This window comes from Mycobacterium paraffinicum, from assembly GCF_001907675.1.
GTDB classification, from domain to species: domain Bacteria; phylum Actinomycetota; class Actinomycetes; order Mycobacteriales; family Mycobacteriaceae; genus Mycobacterium; species Mycobacterium paraffinicum_A.
This window is the reverse complement of sequence record NZ_MPNT01000057.1, coordinates 1-22,312: the sequence shown is the minus strand read 5'-3', so window position 1 is coordinate 22,312 and position 22,312 is coordinate 1. Positions and strand designations below refer to the sequence as shown.

Here is a 22,312-nt window from a genome sequence, read left to right as displayed (position 1 = left end):
GCCCGCGAATCGCAACACCACTTCGGGGCGGGGCGCCGGGGGCGGCGAGGCGGGAGGGCCGAGGCGCTCGAGGGCGATGTCGCTGCCCGGGCCGTAGCCGACGATCACGTCGCGGCCGGGGGAGAAGTCGAATCGCGCCGACCCGACCCACACGGTCAACGGGGAGGCTCTGAAACCGGAAGCCTCGGGCCGCATGGCCGCCACCTTTCCTCGCGCCGGTCAGATCGACTTAGTGTCTACCCGCCGCACGCCGTCCAGTTACGTGGGTCCGCCCGTCAGAGCGCGTTGCGTCGGGCCGCCAGCGACGCGTTGTCGAGAACCCGACGTAAGACCTCGACCGCTTCGGTCAGCACCTGGCGGTCGCCTGGCTCGAGCAACGCCAGCTGCGGTTCGATCGCGGCGGCGCGGTCGGCGCGAACCGCGTTGAGCGTGCGCTTGCCCTGAGGGGTGATGCGAATCCGGACGGCGCGGGCATCCCCCGGGTCGACGGTTCGGGCGACCAGGCCGGCGTCCTCGAGCCGGCGTACCTGCGTCGTCATGGTCGGTTGTGAGCAGTGATCGACGGCGGCGAGGTCGCCGATCCGGGCTTCACCGTGCGCTTCGATGCTGGCGAGCAGCCTCGCCTGTGCCGCGGGCAGCGGCATCTGGATGCGCTGATTGGCTAGCCGGTTGAGCCGCGCCACCACGGCGAGCAGATCCGCTCCCAGCTGCTGGGTCACGGTGTTTGCGGTCTCGACAACTCTGTCCATGTTCCCATAGTTCCATAGCTTTGCTATGGGAGACGAGTGCCGCGCGGTCCGAACCGGCTCGGGAGTGTCGAGTGTGACAAGCCGAGTTCTGGCCGCGGCCTGGCAGAATCAGTGAAGTGAAAGTCCGCCGCCCCGTTCGTGCGCGTCGTCGGGGCGGACCTCTACGCCCGGCCGAATTGGCGCAGGCCTCGGTCATGGGGGCGCTTTGCGCGGTGATCGCGATCATCGCCGGTGTCATCCCGTTCGCCCAGGGATTGGCGCTGCTGGGCACGGTGCCGATGGGGCTGCTCTCATACCGTTACCGGCTGCGCGTGCTGTTGGCCGCCACGTTCGCTGCCGGAATGATCGCCTTCCTCATCTCCGGAGTGGGCGGCTTCGTGACGGTCGTGAACTGCGCCTACATCGGCGGCCTGACCGGTTTGGTCAAGCGCAGGGGCAGGGGCACACCCACCGTGATCGTCTCGTCCCTGATTGTCGGGCTCGTCGTCGCCGCCGTGACGGTCGGTGCGTTGGCGGTGCTGAATCGGTTGCGGCATCTGATCTTTGAGGTGATGTCGGCCAACGTGGACGGTGTGGTCGCATTCCTGGGCCGGGTGAACCTGCGCTGGCTCGGCGCCGACGTAAAGCGATGCTTCGAATTCGGGCTGCACTATTGGCCGTGGCTGATGCTCGGCTACGTCACCTATGGGGTCGTGGTCTCGTCGTGGATCGGTTGGTGGGCCCTGTCTCGCTTGCTGGACCGGATGGGCAGCGTCCCGGACGTGCACAAGCTCGACGCTCCGGACGAGCCTCCCGGCGCCGCCATCGGGCCCGTTCCGGTGCGGCTGGACAGGGTGCGGTTCCGCTACCCCCATGCCAAGCAAGACGCCTTGCGCGAACTCAGCCTGGAACTCCAGGTCGGAGAACATGTCGCCGTCATCGGAGCCAATGGATCGGGCAAGACCACCCTGACGCTCATCTTGGCGGGCCGGCTACCGACGTCGGGCACCGTGCAGCGCCCGGGCGCTGTCGGGCTGGGCATGTTGGGCGGTACGGCGCTTGTTCTGCAGCACCCGAAGAGTCAGGTGCTGGGAACCCGCGTCGCCGATGACGTGGTGTGGGGGCTGCCCCCGGGGACGGAGGTCGACGTCGACCACCTGCTGCAGGAAGTCGGTCTTGGGGGTTTTGCCGAGCGCGATACCGGCGGCCTGTCCGGCGGGGAGCTGCAACGCCTCGCTCTCGCCGCGGCGCTGGCGCGGGAACCAGCGCTACTGATCGCTGACGAGTTCACCAGCATGGTGGACCAGAGGGGCCGTCAGGTCTTGTTGAACGTGCTGTCCGGCCTTCCCAAGCGGCATCGGACCGCCCTGGTGCACATAACTCATTTCGACAACGAGGCCGCATCGGCGGACCGGACCATCAACCTCAGTGATTCCCCGGATAACACCGGCATGGTCGAGACCGCCCCGGCCCCGCTGCCGGCCACCGCGGTCAGGCGCGGCCCCGGCAAGCCAGTGCTGGAAATCGTGGGCGTCAGCCACGAATACAACAGCGGGACACCCTGGGCTAAGACCGCGCTGCGCGACGTCAACTTTGTCGTGGAGCAGGGCGACGGGATTCTGATTCATGGTGGCAACGGCTCGGGCAAGTCGACGCTGGCGTGGATCATGGCCGGACTGACCGTTCCCACGGTCGGCGCGTGCTTGCTTGACGGCGAGCCGATACGGGATCACATCGGCGCGGTTGCCTTGTCGTTTCAAACCGCGAGGCTGCAGTTGATGCGCAGCCACGTTGGTCTGGAAGTTGCTTCGGTGGCCGGCTTTTCGCCTCGTGACGAAGGTCGGGTGACGGCTGCGCTGGCGGCGGTCGGGCTGGAACCCACGATGGGCAAGCGGCGCATCGATCAGCTCAGCGGCGGCCAGATGAGACGGGTGGTGCTGGCCGGACTGTTGGCGTGCTCGCCGCGGGTGTTGATCCTCGACGAGCCGCTGGCCGGGCTGGACGTCGGGAGCCAGCGGGGCCTGCTGCGTCTGCTGGCGGACCTGCGCCGGCACAGTGGGCTCACCGTAGTGGTCATTTCGCACGACTTCGTGGGTTTGGAAGCCGTCTGCCCGCGGACCCTGCATGTGCAGAACGGCACGCTGCAAGCGGTGTCGGCCGCCGCCGCGGCCGGGGGTGTGTCGTGACCGCAGCTTCGTCCTCCGCGCGCGGCAAGGAGCGGCGCAGTCCTCGCCCGGTGGTGCTGTTGGTTCCGGTGCCCGGCGGCTCGGCGATCCACAGCTTGTGGGCCGGGACCAAGCTTCTCGTGGTGTTCGGTGTTGCGGTGTTGCTGACCTTCTACCCGGGTTGGATGACGATTGGGTCAGTGGCCGCGTTGGTGCTGACGGCGATCTGGATCGCCCACATCCCTCGCGGTGCGCTTCCGTCGATTCCGCGCTGGCTATGGGTCCTCGTCGCGTTGGGTTTTGTGACGGCCGCGCTGGCCGGCGGTAATCCGGTGGTGTCGATCGCCGGGGTGCACCTAGGGTTCGGCGGGGCGTTGAACTTCCTGCGGATCACCGCGTTGTCCCTCGTCCTGCTTGGGCTGGGGGCGATGGTGTCCTGGACCACCAATGTCGCCGAAATCGCCCCGGCGCTGGCGGTTTTGGGTCGCCCGCTCAAAGTTGTGCGGATCCCGGTTGACGAGTGGGCGGTGGCCCTGGCCCTGGCGCTGCGCGCCTTCCCGTTGCTGATCGAGGAATTTCAGGTGCTCTACGCCGCTCGCCGATTGCGGCCCAACCATATGGCACCGACTCGCAAGGCGCGGGTCAAGCAGACGGCCGGGAACTCGATCGACTTGGTCGCCGCGGCCATCGTGGTGACGTTGCGCCGAGCCGACGAGATGGGTGACGCGATCACCGCCCGCGGTGGCATCGGCCAACTCTCGGCCGCACCGGCCCGGCCGAAAATGACCGACTGGCTGGCGCTCGCGGTGACCGTGGCGGTGGGCGGTGCCGCGGTCGCCATCGAGACGATATTCCACCTGACTCGCTGATCATTCGCGTAGCGTGAGCGCGTGGCCGACATACGCCGGACTCGCTCGATCGCGGCCCGCGTCGGCGACATCTGGGAAACCCTTGCGGACTTCGGGTCGATCAGTTCGTGGGCCGGCAACGTCGACCACTCATGCATCTTGTCCTGCGGACCCGACGGATCCGCCGTCGGCACCGCCCGGCGCGTGCAGGTCAAGCGCGACGCGCTGGTCGAGCGCATCACCGAATTCGAGCCGCCCCGCGCCCTCGGCTACGACATCGAGGGCCTGCCCGCCCGCCTGCGCAGGGTGTCCAACCGCTGGACGCTCGAACCGACCGCCGGCGACTCGGCCACCACCCTGGTGATCCTCACCAGCACCGTCGAAATCGGGCCGCACGCAATGCAGAAGCTGGCCGAGCGGGCCCTGTGCCGCTTTCTGGCGCGACAGTCCGACCTGATGCTCGCCGGCCTCGCCGATCGATTGGAGCACGCCCGTGTCTGACCGGCCCGATGTCGTCGTGATCATGACCGACGAGGAACGCGCGGTGCCACCGTACGAGGCCCCTGACGTGCTCGCGTGGCGCGATCGAACGCTGATCGGCCGCAACTGGTTTGACGATCACGGCGTCAGCTTCACGCGGCACTACACCGGCTCGCTGGCCTGCGTGCCGAGCCGGCCGACCATTTTCACCGGCCAGTATCCGGACCTGCACGGCGTGACCCAGACCGATGGCATCGGAAAGGCCGCCGACGATTCACGCATGCGCTGGCTGCGTGCGGGCGAGGTTCCCACGCTCGGCAATTGGTTCCGCGCGGCCGGTTACGACACGCACTACGACGGCAAGTGGCACATCTCGCACGCCGATCTCCTCGACCCCCGGACCGGTCGACCGTTGGCGACCAACGACGAAAACGGTGTGGTTGACGCCGCCGCCGTGCGGCGCTACCTGGAGGCAGACCCGTTGGGGCCGTTCGGTTTCTCCGGATGGGTCGGTCCCGAGCCGCACGGGGCGGTGCTGGCCAACGCTGGTGTGCGACGTGACCCGCTGATCGCCGACCGGGTGGTCGGGTGGCTGGCCGACCGCTACGCCCGCCGCCGCGCCGGCGACCCGGCCGCCTTGCGCCCGTTCCTTCTGGTCGCGAGCTTCGTCAACCCTCACGACATCGTGCTCTTCCCGACGTGGTCACGGCGGAGCCCAGTCAAGCCGTCGCCGCTCGATCCGCCCGCAGTGCCCCCCGCGCCGACGGCGGGCGAAGACCTGTCCACCAAGCCCGCGGCGCAGATCGCCTTTCGCGAGGCGTACTACTCCGGCTACGGCCCCGCGGCCGCGATCGACCGAACCTATTCGCGCCACGCGCAGCGCTACCGCGACCTGTACTACCGATTGCACGCCGAGGTGGACGGACCGATCGACCGCGTCAGGCGGGCCGTCACCGAGAGCGGTTCGGGTGAAGCGGTATTGGTGCGCACCGCCGATCACGGCGACCTGCTGGGCGCCCACGGTGGTCTGCACCAGAAGTGGTTCAACCTGTACGACGAGGCCACCCGCGTTCCCTTCGTCATCGCGCGCATCGGCGAACGCTGCACGCGACCGCGGCTCGTCACGGCGCCGACCTCACACGTCGACCTGGTACCCACCCTGCTGGCGGCAGCGGGCGTCGACGTTACGGCGGTGTCGGCCGCGCTGGCCGAGTCGTTCTCCGAAGTGCACCCACTGCCCGGCCGGAACCTCATGCCCGTCGTGGACGGCGCCCCCGCCGACGAGACCCGCGCCGTCTACCTGATGACCCGCGACAACATGCTCGAAGGGGACAGCGGTGCCTCGGGGTTGGCACGCCGCTTAAAGCAGGCGGTCAATCCGCCTGCGCCGCTGCGCATCCGAATCCCGGCCCACACGGCGTCCAACTTCGAGGGGTTGGTTGTCCGCGTCGACGAGGCGACGGCCGCCGGCGCCGCGGGCCACCTCTGGAAGCTGGTGCGCTCTTTCGACGATCCGAGCACCTGGACAGAGCCGGGGGTGCGGCACCTGGCCGCCAATGGGCTTGGGGGAGAGGCATACCGGACGTCTCCTCTCGACGACCAGTGGGAGTTGTACGACCTGACCGCTGACCCGATCGAAGCGATCAACCGCTGGGCCGATCCTGACCTGCACGCCCTGCGTCAGCACCTGCGGACCGAGCTCAAACACGTGCGGACCGACTCCGTCCCCGAGCGAAACCGACTGTGGCCCTATGCGTCTCGCCGACCTCCCACGACACGGCGGTCAAGGCTGAGGCGTCTGTTCGCCAGGCTCTGACGGCCTAACGCACGCCGCTAGGTCCGCATCCGGTCGATGAGGTTCGACAACACCACGATGCTCTCGCTGCGCTCGATGTCCGCACTCGATCGGATGCGCTCGAGGGCCGCCTCCAGATGGCTCATGTCGCGAGCCAGCACGCGCAAGATCGCGTCCGACGTGCCGGTCACCGTCGCGGCGCTGACCACCTCGGGGATGTCCACCCAGGCGGCGCGCAGGCGATCGGGCGCGATCGTGCCGTGGCAGAACACCTGCACGTAAGCCTCGGTGTTCCAGCCGAGTGCATTTCGGTCGACGACGGTGGTGAAGCCTTTGATGACGCCGGCGTCGAGCATCCGGTCGACGCGGCGCTTGACCGCCGGGGCGGACAGATTCACCTTCTCGCCGATTTCGGCGAAGGTGGCCCGCGCATGCTCGGTGAGCTCGGTGAGGATGCGGGCGTCGGTCTCGTCCAGGCGCTCCATCGTCCTCCGTTCCCCCGCACGCAATAGATCGCTGCAAACGCCAGTCTAACGCAACAAATCGCACATAGACACGCAACGGCTAGCGTTTGATTGTGCACCGGGCCGCCAATACCGTTGATTTATGACGGAACAATACGTCGCTGGCCCCGGGCCCGCCCCGGCGCCGGCCGGGCACACTCGCACGCCGACCGCCCGCCGCTACGCGATGACGCCACCGACGTTCTTCGCGGTCGAGTATGCGATCAACCCGTGGATGGACACCTCGACGCCCGTCGACGTCGGGCTCGCGCACGCCCAATGGGAGGCGTTGCGCGCGACCTATCTCAGACTGGGCCACCGAGTGGACGTGATCGAGCCCGCGCCCGGGCTGCCGGACATGGTGTACGCCGCGAACGGCGGCTTCATCGCCGGTGACGTCGCGATCGTCGCGAAGTTTCGATTCGCCGAGCGGGCCGGCGAATCGCGCGCCTACGCCGACTGGATGTCATCCATCGGGTACCGGCCGGTGTCCACCCGCCATATCAACGAGGGGCAGGGCGACCTGCTCATGATCGGGCAAACGGTGTTGGCGGGCTACGGCTTTCGCACCGACCGGCGCGCGCACCCGGAAATCTCCGCCGCGCTCCGCGTGCCGGTCGTTTCGCTTGAATTGGTGGATCCGCGCTTCTACCATCTCGACACCGTGCTGGCCGTGCTCGACGACCACACGATCGCGTTCTACCCGCCGGCGTTCAGCGCCGCCGCACAGGATCAGCTGCAGGCGTTGTTCCCCGACGCGATCGCGGTCGGAAGCGCCGACGCATTCGTGCTCGGCCTCAACGTCGTGTCCGACGGACGGCACGTCGTCTTGCCCGCCCAGGCAACCGGATTCGCCGCGCAACTACGCGCCGCGGGCTTCGAGCCCGTCGGCGTCGACCTGTCCGAACTCCTCAAGGGCGGCGGTTCGGTCAAGTGCTGCACATTGGAGGTGTTTCCATGACGATCCTCGATGCCCCGACTTCGACCGGAAGCGAGGCCGCTATCGCGCTCGTCGAACGCCATGCGGCGCACAACTATTCGCCGCTACCCGTGGTGGCGGCCAGCGCGGAGGGCGCCTGGATCACCGACGTGGAGGGCCGGCGCTACCTGGACTGTCTGGCCGCCTACTCGGCGGTCAACTTCGGCCATCGCAACCCGGAGATCACCGCGGCGGCCCACGCCCAGCTCGACACCGTCACGCTGGTGAGCCGCGCTTTCCATTCCGACACCCTCGGTCCGTTCTGCGCAGCCCTGGCCCGGCTGTGCGGCAAAGACTTGGTGCTGCCGATGAACTCGGGCGCCGAAGCCGTGGAGAGCGGTCTCAAGATCGCCCGCAAGTGGGGTGCCGACGTCAAGGGCGTCCCCGACGGTCGCGCAAACATCGTCGTGGCCGACAACAACTTTCACGGCCGCACGATCAGCATCGTCAGCTTCTCCTCGGATCCGACGGCGCGGGACGGGTTCGGGCCTTTCACGCCGGGGTTCCGCTCGGTGCCCTTCGGCGACGCCGACGCGCTGGCGCGTGCGATCGACAACGACACCGTCGCGGTGCTGCTCGAACCGATCCAGGGTGAGGCGGGCATCGTCGTTCCCCCCGACGATTACCTACCGACCGTTCGCGCCCTGTGCAGCGAGCACGACGTGTTGATGATCGCCGACGAGATCCAGTCCGGCCTGGCGCGCACGGGTCACACCTTCGCCTGCGACCACTGGGGCGTGGTGCCGGACGTCTACCTGCTCGGCAAGGCGCTGGGCGGTGGCGTGGTCCCGCTGTCGGCGGTGGTCGCCGACCGCGAGATCCTGGGCGTGCTGCATCCCGGCGAACACGGCTCCACCTTCGGCGGCAACCCGCTGGCCGCCGCCATAGGCACCACCGTGGTGTCCATGCTGGGCCGCGGAGAATTCCAGGCCCGTTCGGCGTTTTTGGGCGCACACCTGCACGCACGCCTGCGCGCACTGCTTGGTCACGGCGTTCTGGCGGTGCGCGGGTTGGGATTGTGGGCCGGAGTCGATGTCGACCCGCGCCTCGGGACGGGTAAGCAGATGAGCCTTCGGCTGGCCGACCGGGGCGTGTTGGTGAAGGACACGCACGGCTCGACGTTGCGGTTCGCGCCACCGCTGGTGATCAGCGAGCAGGAGATCGACTGGGCGATTGAGCAGTTCGCTTCTGCGTTGCGGGAGGCTGGCCCATAATCAGCTGATCGAGCAAGGAGGGGTAATTGCCACCCACGTCGATCGGCCTGAAAGAGCAGATGCTGCGCCGCCGTCCGGTTGTCGGCACGCCCGTCGCGTATGGTGCCGCGGACCACCTCAAGCGCAGCATTGGCACATTCCAGCTGACCATGTTCGGGGTCGGCTCGACGGTCGGGACGGGCATTTTCTTCGTCATGTCTCAGGCCGTGCCCGAAGCCGGCCCGGCGGTGATCCTGTCCTTTCTCATCGCCGGGGTCGCGGCCGGGCTCGCGGCCATCTGTTACGCCGAATTGGCTTCGGCGGTACCGGTTTCCGGTTCGTCGTACTCGTACGCGTACACCACCCTGGGTGAGGTCGTGGCGATGGGGGTGGCATCCTGCCTGCTGCTCGAATACGGCGTGTCGACCGCCGCGGTCGCGGTCAACTGGAGCAGTTACCTGAATAAGTTGCTCAGCAACATCTTCGGCTTCCAGTTGCCGCACGCGCTGTCGGCCGCGCCGTGGGATGCGCGGCCCGGCTTTGTGAACCTGCCCGCGATCATCTTGATCGCGATGTGCGCGTTGCTACTCATCCGCGGCGCCAGCGAATCGGCCAGGGTCAACACGATCATGGTGTTGATCAAGCTGGGCGTGCTGATCATCTTCGTGATCGTGGCGTTCACGGCGTTCGACGCGCACCATCTCGCCGGCTTCGCGCCCTTCGGCGTTGCGGGAATCGGCTCGGCCGCCGGGACCATCTTCTTCTCCTATATCGGGCTTGACGCCGTGTCCACCGCGGGCGACGAGGTGAAGGATCCGCAAAAAACCATGCCGCGCGCGCTGATTGCGGCGCTGGCGACCGTGACGAGCGTTTACGTGTTGGTCGCGGTCGCCGCGCTCGGCACCCAGCCCTGGCAGGACTTCGCCGGGCAGGAGGAGGCCGGGCTGGCCACGATTCTCGACCACGTCACGGGCGGCAGCTGGGCCGGCACCATCCTGGCTGCGGGCGCCGTCATTTCGATCTTCTCCGTCACCCTGGTCACCATGTACGGGCAGACGCGGATCCTGTTCGCGATGGGCCGCGACGGCTTGCTGCCCGCGCGGTTCGCGCGGGTGAACACGCGGACCATGACGCCGGTGGGCAACACGGTGATCGTGGGCGTCGCGGCCTCGGTGCTGGCCGCCTTCATACCGCTGGAAAAGCTCGCGGACATGGTGTCCATCGGGACGCTCACGGCGTTCGTCGTCGTATCCGTAGGAGTGATCATCCTGCGCGTGCGCGAACCCGACCTGCCGCGGGGCTTCAAGGTGCCCGGTTATCCCGTTACGCCGGTCCTTTCGGTCTTGGCGTGCGGATACATCCTCGCCAGCTTGCATTGGTACACCTGGATTGCCTTCAGTGGCTGGATCGCGCTCGCGTTAGTCTTCTACTTCGTGTGGGGCCGCCATCACAGCGCGCTCAACGCCGGAACGCTCGAGCGGGACGCGCTGTGACCGTCGTCGTGGGATACCGGGCCGGCAAGGTCGGGCTCTCAGGGTTGCACCTGGGCGTGCTCGTCGCGCGGACCCTCGGCACCTCGCTGACCGTGGCGACCATCGTGCCCAAGCCGTGGCTGACACCGTCGCGCGCGCGCGTCGACGCCGAGTACGAACTGTGGGCCGACACCATGGCCGCGGAGTCGGCGAAGGAGGCCGCCCGCTTCTTGGACACGGTGGCCGACGGGGTCGAGGTCACCTACCTGCATCGGGCGCACGGATCGGTATCCGGAGGCCTCCTCGAGATCATCCACGAGGTGGACGCGGACATGCTCGTGCTGGGCTCGTTGCCCAGCGGCGGGCGCGGACAAGTGCTGATCGGCTCGACCGCCGACTGGCTGCTGCACGCCTCGCCCGTGCCGGTGGCGATCAGCCCCCGGAATTACCGCTCGCACCAAGGCAAGTTGGCCCGACTCACCTGCGCCTACTCGGCCACCCCGGACTCGGTGGACGTGGTGAATCGCTGCCATGACTTCGGCCAGCGATTCGGTGTCCCGGTGCGAGTGATCACCTTCGCGGTCCGCGGCAAGACGATGTATCCCCCGGAGGTCGGGCTCGAGGTCGAGGATCAGGTGCTGCAGGCCTGGGCCTCACAAGTGCGAGGCATCCTCGAGGAACTCAAGACCGATGAGATCGTGAGCGAAGACGTCGCGCTGCAAGTGGTCACCGGGCGAAGCTGGAAGGAGGCGTTGGCGAAGGCGGATTGGCAGGAGGGCGAGATCCTGGCATTGGGCACCCGGCCCCGTGGCGACATCCGGCGGGTCTTCCTCGGTTCCCGCAGCACCAAGATCATCCGTGAAAGCCCCGTGCCGGTGCTGGTGTTGCCCGGCTAGCGCTGGGCCGCGGCATTGGCGGCCGCTTGCGCCCTGCCCAGGGTGGCCGCGACATCGCCACGGCCAAGGAACATTTCATCGAAGTAGGGCCGCAGGGCGTCGCTGCCGGCCGCGAAGCCGGCGCCGCCGGGGGCCGCGATGCGCGGCCCGTTGAGTACGGCGAAGAACGGCGTTACGTCGACGCCCCGGACGGACCAGTAGTCGAAGTAAACCGGTTGGGCCGACAGGACCGCCGGGATGGCCGCGCCCTCGCGACCGAGGAACTCGTTACCCTCCTTACTGCCCATCCAGGTCAGGACCTGACGCACCGCCTCGGGATGCCTTGTCGCGGCATTGCCAGCCGCCGCAATGCCATTGGTGACGCTCACGCGGCCCACCGGGCCGGCTGGCATCATCGTCACGCCCCAGTGGAAGCGGGCGTCGCGGGCCACCGGCGCCAGGTTGTAGGTGCCGGATTGGAAGAGCGCCATCCTGCCGGCCAGGAACTGGTTGCGGGAGAAGTCGCCGTTGTCGTTGGTGTCGGAGGCGGGCGGCGCCACGTGATTGTCGTTGATCAGGCCGACCAAGTAACGGAAGGCCTGCACCGCGCCGGGATTGTCGAACGCGAACTGGTCGCCACGCTGGAACACCCCGCCGGCCGAGCCGATGTAGTTGAGGTAGATGCCCTGCGGGTCGTTGGCGGCGTTGTAGCCCCACTGCCGAACCCGTCCAGGTTCGAAACCCGTTGCGTTGCCGGCATGTCCGTCGGCGTCCACGGTGAGCCGGGCCAGCATGGGGCGCAGCGTGTCGCCGCCGTCGGTGCTCCAGCGCAAGTCGTTGAGCTGTGCGGGGTCGACGCCGGCCGCGGCGAGCAGGTCCGCGTTGTAATACAGCGCGATCCCCGCATCCGTCAGCTGCGGCACGCCCCACAGATTGCCCCCGCGGGTGAACTGGTCGACGACCGCGGAATCCCACGCTGAGGCGGAGCCCGGTTTGAGGGCGGCGCCGATGTCCATCAGCCGGCCACTGTCCGCGTAGGCGGCCAGGTACGCGTTGGACAGCCAGAAGATGTCGTCGGCGCTACCACCCGCGACGTCGGTGCGCAGCGTGTCGAAGTAGGTCGAATACGACACCACGCTGGTGTGCACCACGATATCGGGATGCGCGCGGTTGAACGCCGCGAAGGACTGCCGGTAGGCCGCGGCGATCTGGTCGCCCCAGACCCGCACCGTCACGACGATCTTGCCGCCCGGGGGCTGGCCGGAGTAGTCGAGCAGCACCGCGGTCGCCCCCAACAGCACCGCCACCAGAGCGAGCGCCGCGGCCATCAGCGTCGAAATGCGTGGCCGGGTCATGGCGTGCGCCCAGATTGCCGTGGCGGTCGTTGACCGCCCGGAATTACAGCCGTCGCGGCAATCTCGGTGCGCGAACCGGTCACTTGAGCCCCGAGACGACGATCGAAGCGACGATGTGGCGCTGGAAAACCACGAACAGAGCGATCAGCGGGACGATCGCGATCGTCGTCGCCGCCATGACCAACGTCCACTGGGCGTTGAACCGCGACTGCAAGTCGGCCGTCGCCACCGTGAGCACCCGCCACTTGTGCCCGCTGGTGATCACCAACGGCCACATGAAGTTGTTCCACTGCGAGACCACGGTGATCAACGTCAGGGCCGCCAGCACCGGTCGGCTGGACGGGATGACCACGTGCACGATCACGTCCAACGTGTTGGCGCCGTCCAGGTGGGCGGCGTTGACCAAGTCGTTCGGGATGATGCGAAAGTGCTCGCGCAGCAGGAAGATCGCGTACGGCGAGCCGAACATGAAGGGCAGCACCAGCGCCCAGAACGTGTTCCGCAGGCCGAGCTGGGCCATCATCAGATACAGCGGCACCACCGTGACCGTCCCCGGCACCATCAACGTCGCGATGTACACCCAGAACAGCGCATCGCGCCCCGGAAAATCCAACCGCGCGAACGCGTATCCCGCCAGCACCGAAAACGTCATCTGGCCCAGCAGGATCACGGCGGTCATCAACGCGGTCACGGCCGCCGCCCGGCCGAATCCGGCTCCGCCCAGGTCGGCGTAGTTGGCGAGGGTGAACGGCCGCGGCAGCTGCAGGGGTGTGCCCGTCGCGAACTGGTGAGCCGAGGTGAACGACGTGAGCAGGCCAAGGGCGAACGGCGCCAACGTGATCAGCGCACCGACGATGAGCCCGGCGTAGATGACGAGCCGGCTAGGTAAGGTCATAGCTGATCCGCCGCCGGAAATACAGGTGCTGCACCATGGTGACGCCGATCAGGATGACAAACAACACCACCGCCATCACCGACGCGCGCCCGATGGCCGCCGAACCGAAAGCCTCGGCGTAGATGCGGTGGGCCACCAGGTCGGTACTGCCGCCGGGTCCACCGCCGGTCAACGCGTAGACCATGTCGAAAACCTGTGCCGTGCTGACGATCCCCGTCACCAGGACGAAAAACGTGGTCGGCCGCAGCATGGGCAGGGTGATGCGCCAGAACCGTTGCCACGCGGTGGCGCCGTCGGTGCGCGCGGCGGCGTGAATGTCGTCGGGGATCGCCAGCAGGCCCGCCAGGAACGACAGCGAGACGTATCCGACGTTTGTCCATACGACGACGGCCGAGACGAGCGGCAGCGCGAAGCTGGGGTCCGACAGCCAGTCGATACTGTGGCCCAGCAGGGTGCTCACGGCGCCGTCGGTGGGTGCCAGAATCCAGCGCCACAGCACCGCGATTGCCAGCGGCGCGCAGATCCAGGGCAGCACGTAGAGGGTGCGAAACAGGCCGGTGCCGGGAAGCTGGCGGGCCAACATCGACGCGACCAGCAGCCCCAGCACCGTCTGCGCCGGAACCACGATCGCGACGAAGAGAGCGGTGACGATCAGCGAGTTGCCGAAGTTGCGGTCGGTCAGCACCGAGCGCCAGTTGGCCAGGCCGACATAGTGCAGCGGCCCGAGCAGATCCCATCGGTACAGGCTCAACCAGACCACCACGAGGATGGGCAACAGCAGGAAGGCGAGGACACCGAACAGGCTGGGCGCCAGCAGGGTGTAGCCCAGCGCGGTGGAGCGGGGCTGTGTCCTTCCGACGCCGCTGGCCATGGAGGTAATTAAAGCGGGCGGCGCCTGGGTTTGGGGCGAACGGCCGTTACGGTGGAACCGTGACACCGAACCGGGGGATCGATGCCGACTTCCTCAACCTGCCCCGCCACGAGCTGGCCGACGCCGCGCTCTCGGCGGCCACCGCGGCCGGCGCCAGCTACGCCGACCTGCGGGTTCACCGCATCGTGACCGAGATCATCCAGCTGCGCGACGGCGAGCTGGAGACGTCGGTGGTCAACCGCGAGGTCGGGCTGGCCGTGCGGGTGATCGTCGACGGCACGTGGGGATTCGCCTCGCACGCGGAGCTGGCGCCGTCGGTCGCGGCCGAGACCGCGCGTCACGCCGTGCAGGTGGCCACCACCCTGGCGACGCTCAACCGCGAGCGCGTCGAGCTGGCGCCCGAGCCGGTGTACGCAGACGCCAGCTGGGTCTCGAATTACCGGACGGACCCGTTCACCGTCCCGGTGTCCGACAAGATCGATGTGCTCGAGGATTACTCCGGTCGCCTGCTGAGCGCTGATGGTGTCGACCATGTGTCGGCCATCCTCACGGCGGTCAAGGAACAGTCCTTCTACGCCGACACCTTTGGGTCGTCGATCACCCAGCAGCGGGTGCGGGTGCAGCCGTCGTTGGAGGCGGTGACCGTCGATGCGGCGGCGGGCAGCTTCGACTCGATGCGCACCCTGGCCCCACCCACCGGGCGCGGCTGGGAAGTGCTGGCCGGTGACGAGGTGTGGAACTGGACGGACGAGCTGGCGCAATTGCCGTCGCTGCTCGCCGAAAAGGTCAAGGCGCCCAGCGTGACCGCCGGACGCAAGGACCTGGTGATCGACCCCACCAACCTGTGGTTGACGATTCACGAGTCCATCGGGCACGCAACCGAATACGACAGGGCGATCGGCTACGAGGCGGCCTATGCCGGAACGTCGTTCGCCACGCCAGACAAGCTCGGCACCATGCGGTACGGCTCCCCGGTGATGAACGTGACCGCCGACCGTACCGTCGACCACGGCCTGGCGACCATCGGTTACGACGACGAAGGGGTCGCGGCGCAAAGCTGGGATTTGGTGCGCGACGGCATCTTCGTCGGCTATCAGCTCGATCGGGTGTTCGCTCCCCGGCTCGGGCAACCGCGGTCCAACGGATGCTCGTATGCCGATTCGCCGCATCACGTGCCGATCCAACGGATGGCCAACGTGTCGCTGCAGCCGGCGCGCGAGGACGTCAGCACCGCCGACCTCATCAGCCGTGTCGAGGACGGGATCTACATCATCGGTGACAAATCGTGGTCAATCGACATGCAGCGGTACAACTTTCAGTTCACCGGTCAACGGTTCTTCCGCATCCGCGACGGCCGGCTGGACGGCCAGCTGCGCGACGTCGCGTATCAGGCCACCACCACCGAGTTCTGGAACTCGATGGAAGCCGTGGGCGGCCCGTCGACCTGGCGGCTGGGTGGCGCGTTCAACTGTGGGAAGGCGCAGCCCGGTCAGGTCGCCCCGGTCAGCCACGGCTGCCCGTCGGCGTTGTTCCGAGGTGTGAACGTTCTCAACACCCGGACCGAGGGCGGCCGATGATCCGCGCGCAGCATGTCGTCAACCTCGTGCTCGAGGAGGCCGCCAAGCTCGGCGGCGCGAGCGAGACCATGGTGCTCGTCACCGACAAGGTCGAGGCGACGTTGCGGTGGGCGGGTAACTCGATGACCACCAACGGGGTTGCGGTCAATCGCAGCATCACGGTGATCTCGGTTGTCCGCCAAGGGTCCAGCGCACGAATCGGCACGATGGTGTCCGCCGAAGTGGATCCGCGGGTGATCCCCGAGCTGGTGGCGGCGTCCCAGGAGGCGGCCCGCTCGGCACCCGAGGCCGGCGATGCCGCGCCGCTGCTGACCGACACCGGGATGCCCGCCGACTGGAACGCGCCGGTGCCCGGCACCGGGCCCCTGGTGTTCGCCGACGTGGCCGACTCCTTGAGCCGCGGCTTTGAAGGCACGGACCGGCTGTACGGCTTTGCGCACCACAGTGTTTCGACGACGTTCCTGGCGTCGTCGACGGGGGTGCGCCGACGCTACACCCAGCCCGCCGGGGCGGTGGAGATCAACGGCAAACGTGGGGACGCGAGCGCCTGGGCGGGCATCGGCACCCCCGACTTCGTCGATGTGCCAATGGATTCGCTGCTCGACGAGCTGTCGATGCGCCTCGGCTGGGCCGAGCGCACCGTCGCGTTGCCCGCGGGTCGCTACGAGACGATCATGCCGCCGTCGACGGTGGCCGACATGATGCTTTACCTGGCGTGGTCGATGGCCGGCCGCGGTGCACGCGAGGGCCGTACCGCCTTTTCGGCGCCGGGTGGCGGAACGCGGGTGGGGGAGCGGCTCACCGAATTGCCGCTGACGCTGTTCTCCGACCCGATGGCGCCGGGTCTGGCGTGCACACCGTTCGTCGCGGTGAGCAGTTCGTCGGAGACGATGTCGGTGTTCGACAACGGCATGGAGATCGGTCAGGTGGACTGGATCCGCAGCGGGGTGATCAACGCGCTGGCCTACCCGCGCGCGACGGCCGCCAAATTCGACGCCGACGTCGCGGTCGCCGCCGACAACCTGGTCATGACGGGCGGGTCGGCCGAGCTGGCCGACATGATCGCCGCCACCGAACGCGGCCTGCTGCTGACCACGCTGTGGTACATCCGCGAGGTTGACCCCACCACGCTGTTGCTCACGGGGCTGACTCGCGACGGTGTGTACCTGATCGAGGACGGCGAGGTGACCGGCGCGGTCAACAACTTCCGCTTCAACGAGAGTCCGCTGGACCTGCTGCGGAGGGCCACCGAGGCGGGTGCGAGCGAGAAGACCCTGCCGCGGGAGTGGGCGGACTGGGCGACCCGGACGGCGATGCCGTCGCTGCGGATACCGGACTTCCATATGTCGTCGGTGAGCCAGGCCCAATAGGCGATTGCCGCTGGGCCGGCGGCGTTCTAGCGTGTGACGAATGGCGGCTCCGGTTTCGGTCCAGACAGATCACCTCGCACGACTAGTAGCCCTGTTTCCGGGCTCCCGGCCGGAGGCGCGGATCGCGGCCCTGATTCGGCGGGTCTGCGCCGAGACGTTGTCGCTGCCGCCGTTGCCGGCTCCTCTCGAGGCCGGTGCACCGGAAACGGAGACGGAGGTCGCCGTCGCCGAATTCGCCGAGCAGTTCAGCGCCGACGTCTCCGCGATCACCGGTGCGCAGCGGTCCCAGCTGGTTAAGCAATTGGGCGATGGCGCCTTTGGCGCCGCGGTCTCGATGTATATCGCCGACTTCGTCCCGCGGGTGCGCGCCGGGCTGGAGGCACTCGGTGTCGGCTCGGAGTACGTGGGCTGGGCGAGCGGCGTCGCGTGGGATCACACCACGAACCCCGCGAATCTTGTGTTCAACGACTTCTTGCCCGCGGTGGCCCGGATGCGCGCGCTTGACCCGATCACCTCCGAGGTGGTCCGGCTGCGCGGGGCGGCTCAGCACAACTGCCGGTTGTGCAAGTCGCTGCGTGAGGGCACGGCGCTCGATGCCGGCGGTTCGGAGACGCTATATGACGAGATCGGTCGCTTCGAAGCCTCGCGGTTGCTCGACGACCGCGTCAAAGCAGCGCTGCGCTACACAGATGGGTTAATTTGGACCCCTGCGCACCTCGCCGCCGATGACGTCGCCGAGGTGCGCTCCCGGTTCTCGGATGACGAGGCCGTCGAGCTCACCTTTGACATCATGCGGAATGCAAGCAATAAAGTCGCCGTCGCCTTGGGCGCCGATGCGCCCCGCGTCGAGCAGGGTACCGAGCGTTATCTGCTCGCCGCCGACGGGCAAACCGTATTCAGCTGACTGCTCCTAGGCGGCCAGAGTGACCGCCGAACGCCACAGCCGGACGCTTAGTCGCAGGTCACGGGGCTCGCGGCGCTGGCATTGCGGCGCGGCCGGCGTGGATTGGTCGACGGCCTGAGGCCGGCCCGAAGTAGCGAATGTTAACCATTCGTACACGGTCACGCAAACAAAAGTTCGCTGCTCAGGCCGCTGCTTCTGGCTAAATTATGTCCCGACACCAAAACTCATATGTGAACTCACATGTGCTGGTGGTCTCAGATGGCAGCGCCGCCTGAGTTGACGACTATCGACCGCGTCACTGCAAGCCGTGGCCCGTTGTCTCGGTTAGCAGTTACCACACGAAGGCTTGGCTTGCGTCGGAGAGCGACACCGCTGCGACGCAGAGGGAGGACCGGAATGACAACCACCCGTTCGCGGTCGCGCATGCGAGCGTCATCGGTCTGGGCTGCCGGCGTCACGCTGGGGGCCTCGTTGCTCGGCGGCGCTGTGCTGTCGGCGCCGCAAGCTTCGGCGTCCTGCAATCTGAGTCCGAAAGACGATCAGTACATTCAGCTGCTCGCTCAGAACAAGATGGTGCACAACGCCGATTTCAGCGACTGCACCGAGGCCGCCGAGGGACGCTGGTTCGCCGACCAGGTGCGCACCCACCCCAACCCATTCGGGGAAGCCCAAGAGTTGGTCAACATGATCACCAGGACGACCTCGATGAGCCAAGCGCAGGCCGAGTGGGAGGTCGAGTCGGCGATCTACGTTTATGCGCCGGACGTGATCCCCAAGATCCAGGATCAGGCCGCGCACGCGGACTGGCCCAAAGAGTAGTCACTCGGCTTAACCAGCTAACTCAAACTAAGGTACCGGCACCGCCTGTATCGGTGATCGACGCAACGCGTGTGGTTGCCGGTCGGCGGTAGCCGACGATCGCCCGGGGCTCCCCAGCCGGGCGAAACTTTCAGCTCGCCCTGATTTTGGCTAACCGCTGTTCATCCATTGTTTGACGAGCGCGTCGTTTGCCGCGTTTGGCGCCAGTGGTACCCGATGCGTAGCGCGAAAGGACAGCTAGCAAATTCCACGATGAGGGGGTCTGGAGAGGTGAAGATGACCCGATCGCGCGGGCAAGTGCTGGCGGTGGGGGTCGCCGGCGTTGCGCTGGGAGCGGTGATGGTCGGTGGTGCTGTGCTGGGAGCGCCGCACGCGTCGGCATCCTGCAATATGTCCCCGGCCGACGATGAGTACATCAAGCTGTTAGCGCAGAACAAGATGGTGCACAACGCCGACTTCAACGATTGCAGCGAGGCGGCCGAGGGGCGCTGGTTCGCCGACCAGGTGCGCAACCACCCCAACCCATTTGGGGGAAGCCCAGGAGCTGGTCAACATGATCACCAGGACCACGCCGATGAGCCAGGCCCAGGCCGAGTGGGAGGTCGAGTCGGCCATCTATGTCTACGCGCCGGACATGATTCCGAGGCTCAAGGATCAGGCTGTGCGACAAGCGCCCGGCCAGCCAGCGCCGGCGTGATGCGCTGAAAAGCCCGTCGCCCCTCAACGCGCGGCGGGCTTCCCGCACGCCCGGCCGACGGCGACCCGCCTTTGGGCTACGGTTTCCTACGGAACGTCGCTAGGGGCGGTAGCTCAGTTGGTTAGAGCCGCGGACTCATAATCCGTTGGTCGCGGGTTCGAGCCCCGCCCGCCCTACCGTATTTCTGTATGACTTCGGCTGATGCTCGACATTTCACCTTCGGGTGATGCCTGACAGTGTTTCGGTTGATGCTTGACAGTTGCTTCGGCTGATCCTTGACACTCCCTGGATGAGGGAGTTGAGCGCGGCCGAGCAGCGGTATCAGGCCGCCGTTTTCGGCCTGCTGTGACAGCGGTGTGACAGCGGGGGCGCTCGACTGCTGCAAGACCTACGCCCAGCACTCCTCCGTCCACCCCGCAAGCTCCGACCGTCACGAGGTCGAGCAGCTGCGGACCAGGCGGAAGAGCATGAATTGCGGGTCTAAGTTGAGAACGGGGCGCTGGAGCTGCTGCCCTATCCTCTTGGGCGGCGGCGCATTTTAGCCAGACCATCAACGATTAACTTGAGGCCGAGCGCGAATTCTTCATCCAACGGTACGGGCAGGTAGTCGGCTACCGCGCGGGTCGCGGGGAACGTCTGCGGGTCTAGCTTGTGAAAGCGGGCAGAGAGCTGCCCATCGTCGGATTCGTCACCGCTTAGCTGGAGAGCGAAGCCCAGCACATAGCGGGCCACGGTCGCATACGAGCGCGCCGCGAGCGGCGGGGTAAACCCGTTGTCGAGCAGGACCGCTAACAATCGTTCGCGCTGCGCCATCGCGTTGTGGCCAGTCGGCGCCTGCTCAACTAGCAGCGGGGCCACGTTGCGGTGGCGGTGCAACACCTCGAACGTGGCGTGTGCGAACGACTCGCACGCCCGCTGCCACCCCATGGCTCCGAGTTCTTCGGCGTCGAATTCCACTTCGCCGAACACGCGGTCCACCACGTGGGCGATCACCTCACTCCGGTTGGCGAAGTGGCGATACAGCGTGGCCGTTCCCGACTCCAGCCGCTGCGCGAGGGTCCTCATCGACAACGCCTCCGCGCCTTCCTCATCCACGATCTGCAGCGCCGTGTCGATGATCCGATCCAGCGCGACCGGCGGACGACCGCGGGAGCGGCGAGCTGTGCTGCCTTCGTCGGTCAAGCGTGCCGTGGTCACGCGCCCAGTATGGCGACTCTTGACAGCCGCCGCAATATCGGCTACGATGTTGCCATAATACTTGGGTTGTGGTTGGCCATGCTGCACCGGCCGCAAATCTGAGCTGTGGAAGGGAAGGCTGGCTCATGTTGTTACCCCTTGCTCGGGAGCCACTCACGGTTCCCACCGACCGCGACATGCTCCCGTGGGAGCGGCGCGAGTTCGTGCGCACTCATCGCACGTGTGTGTTCGGCTACCGCCGGAAAAACGACGGCCCGGGCATGTCGGTCGTCTACTACATCCCCACCGATGACGACGAGCTGTTGGTGTCGACGATGGCCGGACGCGGCAAGGCTCGGGTCATCGCTCGCGACGGCAAGGTGAGCCTGTGTGTGCTCGACGAACGCTGGCCGTTCGCCTACCTGCAGGTGTATGCCGACGCGGTCATCGAGGATGACCCCGAATTGGTGGTCGACGTCATGATGGCGGTCGCTGGACGGATGTCGGGGCAGCCGCTTCCCGACGAAGCCCGCCCCCATATCGACGCGATGCGCGTCCAAGAGGGTCGTGTGGTGGTTCGCTGCCGCCCCTATGCGACATTCGGCCAGCCGCCGCGGCATCTGCACCGCAATGATCAGGAAGAGCCGCTGACCCATTGGCTTTCGGGCACCGTGCCGTGGGACGCCTCAGACCCGGCCTGATGGTGGCTGGCCGATGAGCCGCACACTGCTGCGTGGAGCGCAGGTGATCACCATGTCACCACAGCGGCCCGACTCAGAGCGCATCGACATCCTCATCGACGGCGATCGCATCGCTGACATGGGGGAGCAGCTTTGTGAAGGTGCCGCTGCGTCACCGGGCTGAGTTGACTATAGTATACTCAGATGCTTAGGGTGAGTAGCTGAAACTAGACTAAGCGGACACCTCGGAGGCCCCAGCGCATGGCTTGCGGACCGCTTTCTGCGCCAGTAAGTTCGGCGGCCGGCGGCGGGAAGAGTGGGGTGCGCGACGACAGAGGCCAAACGCGGCGCCAGGGCGAGGCCACGAACTCCCAGCGCGCCCGCGCAGTCGACCGCAGTGTTGACGAGAGCTGGCGCATGGCGGAGCGGTTCGCGCGATTCAGCTTCTCAGCCGAGGCGGTCTCCGCAGGCTGCGAGATCAGTGAGCATTGCTATGCAGTCACCTCGGTGGACCCCACGACGTCCGGAAAGCCTCAACGATCTGAAGGTGCCCCTGACTCCCAAGAGTCGCATCGCAGGGATGCCTTGCGAGCGTTCTTGGGCACCCAAGCGCAGCGGGCGGGCGAGTGCTCCACGACCAAGCCAAGTCAGGAAGGCTCGGTTTCTGGGGGCGTAGGCCAGCGAACATACGCCAATAAGTTCTCTGGTGGTCGTTTGGATGCGCACCCGGGTATCCGCGTCAATCGATCGTCGCTCAATCCCTTGCCCAGGACGGGTACGTTGCGGCCGCCATCAGGGCGACCGGGAACGTCCCCGGGTGTGGTGTAAGTAGCGGCGTGTCGGTGCCGATGTAGAGGGGCCATCGCGTGAGTCTCTGTGGTGAAACGACCAAGGATCACTACCGAGAGGAACATCGCGATGGCCCTGGAT

Annotated in this window: 21 protein-coding genes, 1 tRNA gene and 1 pseudogene; 16 read left to right on the top strand and 7 right to left on the bottom strand. The window is 67.1% G+C overall.

Annotated features, from left to right (window positions below; all coding sequences use genetic code 11):
- Together BRW65_RS30030 and BRW65_RS30025 are read right to left on the bottom strand one after the other, a co-directional pair.
- The coding region (locus tag BRW65_RS30030) for a hypothetical protein (protein ID WP_139273325.1) at nt 1–195 on the bottom strand (195 nt) is incomplete at its 3' end.
- Nucleotides 196–275: 80 nt separating this feature from the next.
- Nucleotides 276–749, bottom strand: coding sequence for a MarR family winged helix-turn-helix transcriptional regulator (locus BRW65_RS30025; protein ID WP_073880988.1), 474 nt, complete (start codon nt 747–749; stop codon nt 276–278).
- Nucleotides 750–865: 116 nt separating this feature from the next.
- Between BRW65_RS30025 and BRW65_RS30020 the strand changes: the two genes are divergently transcribed.
- From BRW65_RS30020 to BRW65_RS30005, 4 genes are read left to right on the top strand one after another with little or no spacing between them, the layout of a single operon-like run.
- Nucleotides 866–2,914, top strand: a complete 2,049-nt coding sequence (locus tag BRW65_RS30020) for an ATP-binding cassette domain-containing protein (RefSeq protein ID WP_084188101.1) — start codon at nt 866–868, stop codon at nt 2,912–2,914.
- Nucleotides 2,911–3,762 (top strand): energy-coupling factor transporter transmembrane component T family protein, encoded by an 852-nt coding sequence (locus BRW65_RS30015; protein WP_073880984.1) that lies wholly within the window; start codon nt 2,911–2,913, stop codon nt 3,760–3,762. Before BRW65_RS30020 ends, BRW65_RS30015 begins: the two co-directional genes overlap by 4 nt.
- Nucleotides 3,763–3,783: 21 nt before the next feature.
- Entirely contained in the window at nt 3,784–4,242 is a 459-nt protein-coding gene (locus BRW65_RS30010) for an SRPBCC family protein (RefSeq protein WP_073880982.1), read from the top strand.
- On the top strand, nt 4,235–6,037 hold the full coding sequence (locus BRW65_RS30005; protein WP_073880980.1) for a sulfatase-like hydrolase/transferase: 1,803 nt from the start codon (nt 4,235–4,237) through the stop codon (nt 6,035–6,037). Before BRW65_RS30010 ends, BRW65_RS30005 begins: the two co-directional genes overlap by 8 nt.
- Before the next feature lie 17 nt (nt 6,038–6,054).
- Here the strand turns inward: BRW65_RS30005 and BRW65_RS30000 are convergent, their stop codons facing one another.
- Nucleotides 6,055–6,501 (bottom strand): Lrp/AsnC family transcriptional regulator, encoded by a 447-nt coding sequence (locus BRW65_RS30000; protein WP_073880979.1) that lies wholly within the window; start codon nt 6,499–6,501, stop codon nt 6,055–6,057.
- 121 nt (nt 6,502–6,622) lie between these two features.
- Here BRW65_RS30000 and ddaH point away from each other — a divergent pair, with 121 nt between their 5' ends.
- From ddaH to BRW65_RS29980, 4 genes are read left to right on the top strand one after another with little or no spacing between them, the layout of a single operon-like run.
- Nucleotides 6,623–7,480, top strand: a complete 858-nt coding sequence (gene ddaH, locus BRW65_RS29995; protein WP_073880978.1) for a dimethylargininase — start codon at nt 6,623–6,625, stop codon at nt 7,478–7,480.
- The gene (rocD, locus tag BRW65_RS29990) at nt 7,477–8,712 is read left to right on the top strand and encodes an ornithine--oxo-acid transaminase (protein ID WP_073880977.1); all 1,236 of its coding nucleotides are present in this window, start codon (nt 7,477–7,479) and stop codon (nt 8,710–8,712) included. Before ddaH ends, rocD begins: the two co-directional genes overlap by 4 nt.
- Before the next feature lie 26 nt (nt 8,713–8,738).
- On the top strand, nt 8,739–10,184 hold the full coding sequence (locus tag BRW65_RS29985; protein ID WP_139273324.1) for an amino acid permease: 1,446 nt from the start codon (nt 8,739–8,741) through the stop codon (nt 10,182–10,184).
- Nucleotides 10,181–11,059, top strand: coding sequence for a universal stress protein (locus BRW65_RS29980; RefSeq protein WP_073880976.1), 879 nt, complete (start codon nt 10,181–10,183; stop codon nt 11,057–11,059). The genes BRW65_RS29985 and BRW65_RS29980 overlap by 4 nt, the downstream gene beginning before the upstream one ends.
- Here the strand turns inward: BRW65_RS29980 and BRW65_RS29975 are convergent.
- The 3 genes from BRW65_RS29975 to BRW65_RS29965 all read right to left on the bottom strand — a co-directional run bounded on the left by BRW65_RS29975 (nt 11,056) and on the right by BRW65_RS29965 (nt 14,159).
- The gene (locus tag BRW65_RS29975) at nt 11,056–12,393 is read right to left on the bottom strand and encodes an ABC transporter substrate-binding protein (protein ID WP_073880975.1); all 1,338 of its coding nucleotides are present in this window, start codon (nt 12,391–12,393) and stop codon (nt 11,056–11,058) included. The genes BRW65_RS29980 and BRW65_RS29975 overlap by 4 nt on opposite strands.
- Nucleotides 12,394–12,472: 79 nt before the next feature.
- Nucleotides 12,473–13,288, bottom strand: a complete 816-nt coding sequence (locus BRW65_RS29970) for a carbohydrate ABC transporter permease (RefSeq protein WP_073880974.1) — start codon at nt 13,286–13,288, stop codon at nt 12,473–12,475.
- The gene (locus BRW65_RS29965) at nt 13,275–14,159 is read right to left on the bottom strand and encodes a carbohydrate ABC transporter permease (protein WP_073880972.1); all 885 of its coding nucleotides are present in this window, start codon (nt 14,157–14,159) and stop codon (nt 13,275–13,277) included. The genes BRW65_RS29970 and BRW65_RS29965 overlap by 14 nt, the downstream gene beginning before the upstream one ends.
- Before the next feature lie 59 nt (nt 14,160–14,218).
- Between BRW65_RS29965 and BRW65_RS29960 the strand changes: the two genes are divergently transcribed.
- The 6 genes and pseudogenes from BRW65_RS29960 (at nt 14,219) to BRW65_RS29935 (ending at nt 19,702) form a co-directional block, all read left to right on the top strand.
- Nucleotides 14,219–15,736, top strand: a complete 1,518-nt coding sequence (locus BRW65_RS29960; protein ID WP_073880970.1) for a TldD/PmbA family protein — start codon at nt 14,219–14,221, stop codon at nt 15,734–15,736.
- The gene (locus tag BRW65_RS29955; protein WP_073880968.1) at nt 15,733–17,106 is read left to right on the top strand and encodes a TldD/PmbA family protein; all 1,374 of its coding nucleotides are present in this window, start codon (nt 15,733–15,735) and stop codon (nt 17,104–17,106) included. The genes BRW65_RS29960 and BRW65_RS29955 overlap by 4 nt, the downstream gene beginning before the upstream one ends.
- A 40-nt stretch (nt 17,107–17,146) precedes the next feature.
- The gene (locus tag BRW65_RS29950; protein WP_073880966.1) at nt 17,147–18,010 is read left to right on the top strand and encodes a carboxymuconolactone decarboxylase family protein; all 864 of its coding nucleotides are present in this window, start codon (nt 17,147–17,149) and stop codon (nt 18,008–18,010) included.
- Between the two features lie 396 nt (nt 18,011–18,406).
- Nucleotides 18,407–18,829: a hypothetical protein gene (locus BRW65_RS29945; protein WP_244168277.1), complete on the top strand. Its 423-nt coding sequence runs from the start codon at nt 18,407–18,409 to the stop codon at nt 18,827–18,829.
- A gap of 276 nt (nt 18,830–19,105) precedes the next feature.
- Nucleotides 19,106–19,526: pseudogene (locus tag BRW65_RS29940) on the top strand (hypothetical protein).
- A 102-nt stretch (nt 19,527–19,628) separates the two neighbouring features.
- A tRNA-Ile gene (locus tag BRW65_RS29935) sits at nt 19,629–19,702 on the top strand.
- 337 nt (nt 19,703–20,039) lie between these two features.
- Here BRW65_RS29935 and BRW65_RS29930 read toward each other — a convergent pair.
- The gene (locus tag BRW65_RS29930) at nt 20,040–20,654 is read right to left on the bottom strand and encodes a TetR/AcrR family transcriptional regulator (RefSeq protein WP_073880990.1); all 615 of its coding nucleotides are present in this window, start codon (nt 20,652–20,654) and stop codon (nt 20,040–20,042) included.
- Nucleotides 20,655–20,848: 194 nt separating this feature from the next.
- Here BRW65_RS29930 and BRW65_RS29925 point away from each other — a divergent pair, with 194 nt between their 5' ends.
- Together BRW65_RS29925 and BRW65_RS31955 are read left to right on the top strand one after the other, a co-directional pair.
- Nucleotides 20,849–21,403 carry a pyridoxamine 5'-phosphate oxidase family protein gene (locus BRW65_RS29925; protein ID WP_073880962.1) on the top strand — a complete coding sequence of 185 codons (555 nt, stop codon included), beginning with the start codon at nt 20,849–20,851 and terminating at the stop codon, nt 21,401–21,403.
- Nucleotides 21,404–21,416: 13 nt separating this feature from the next.
- Entirely contained in the window at nt 21,417–21,566 is a 150-nt protein-coding gene (locus tag BRW65_RS31955) for a hypothetical protein (RefSeq protein WP_167374117.1), read from the top strand.
- Nucleotides 21,567–22,312 lie beyond the last annotated feature (746 nt).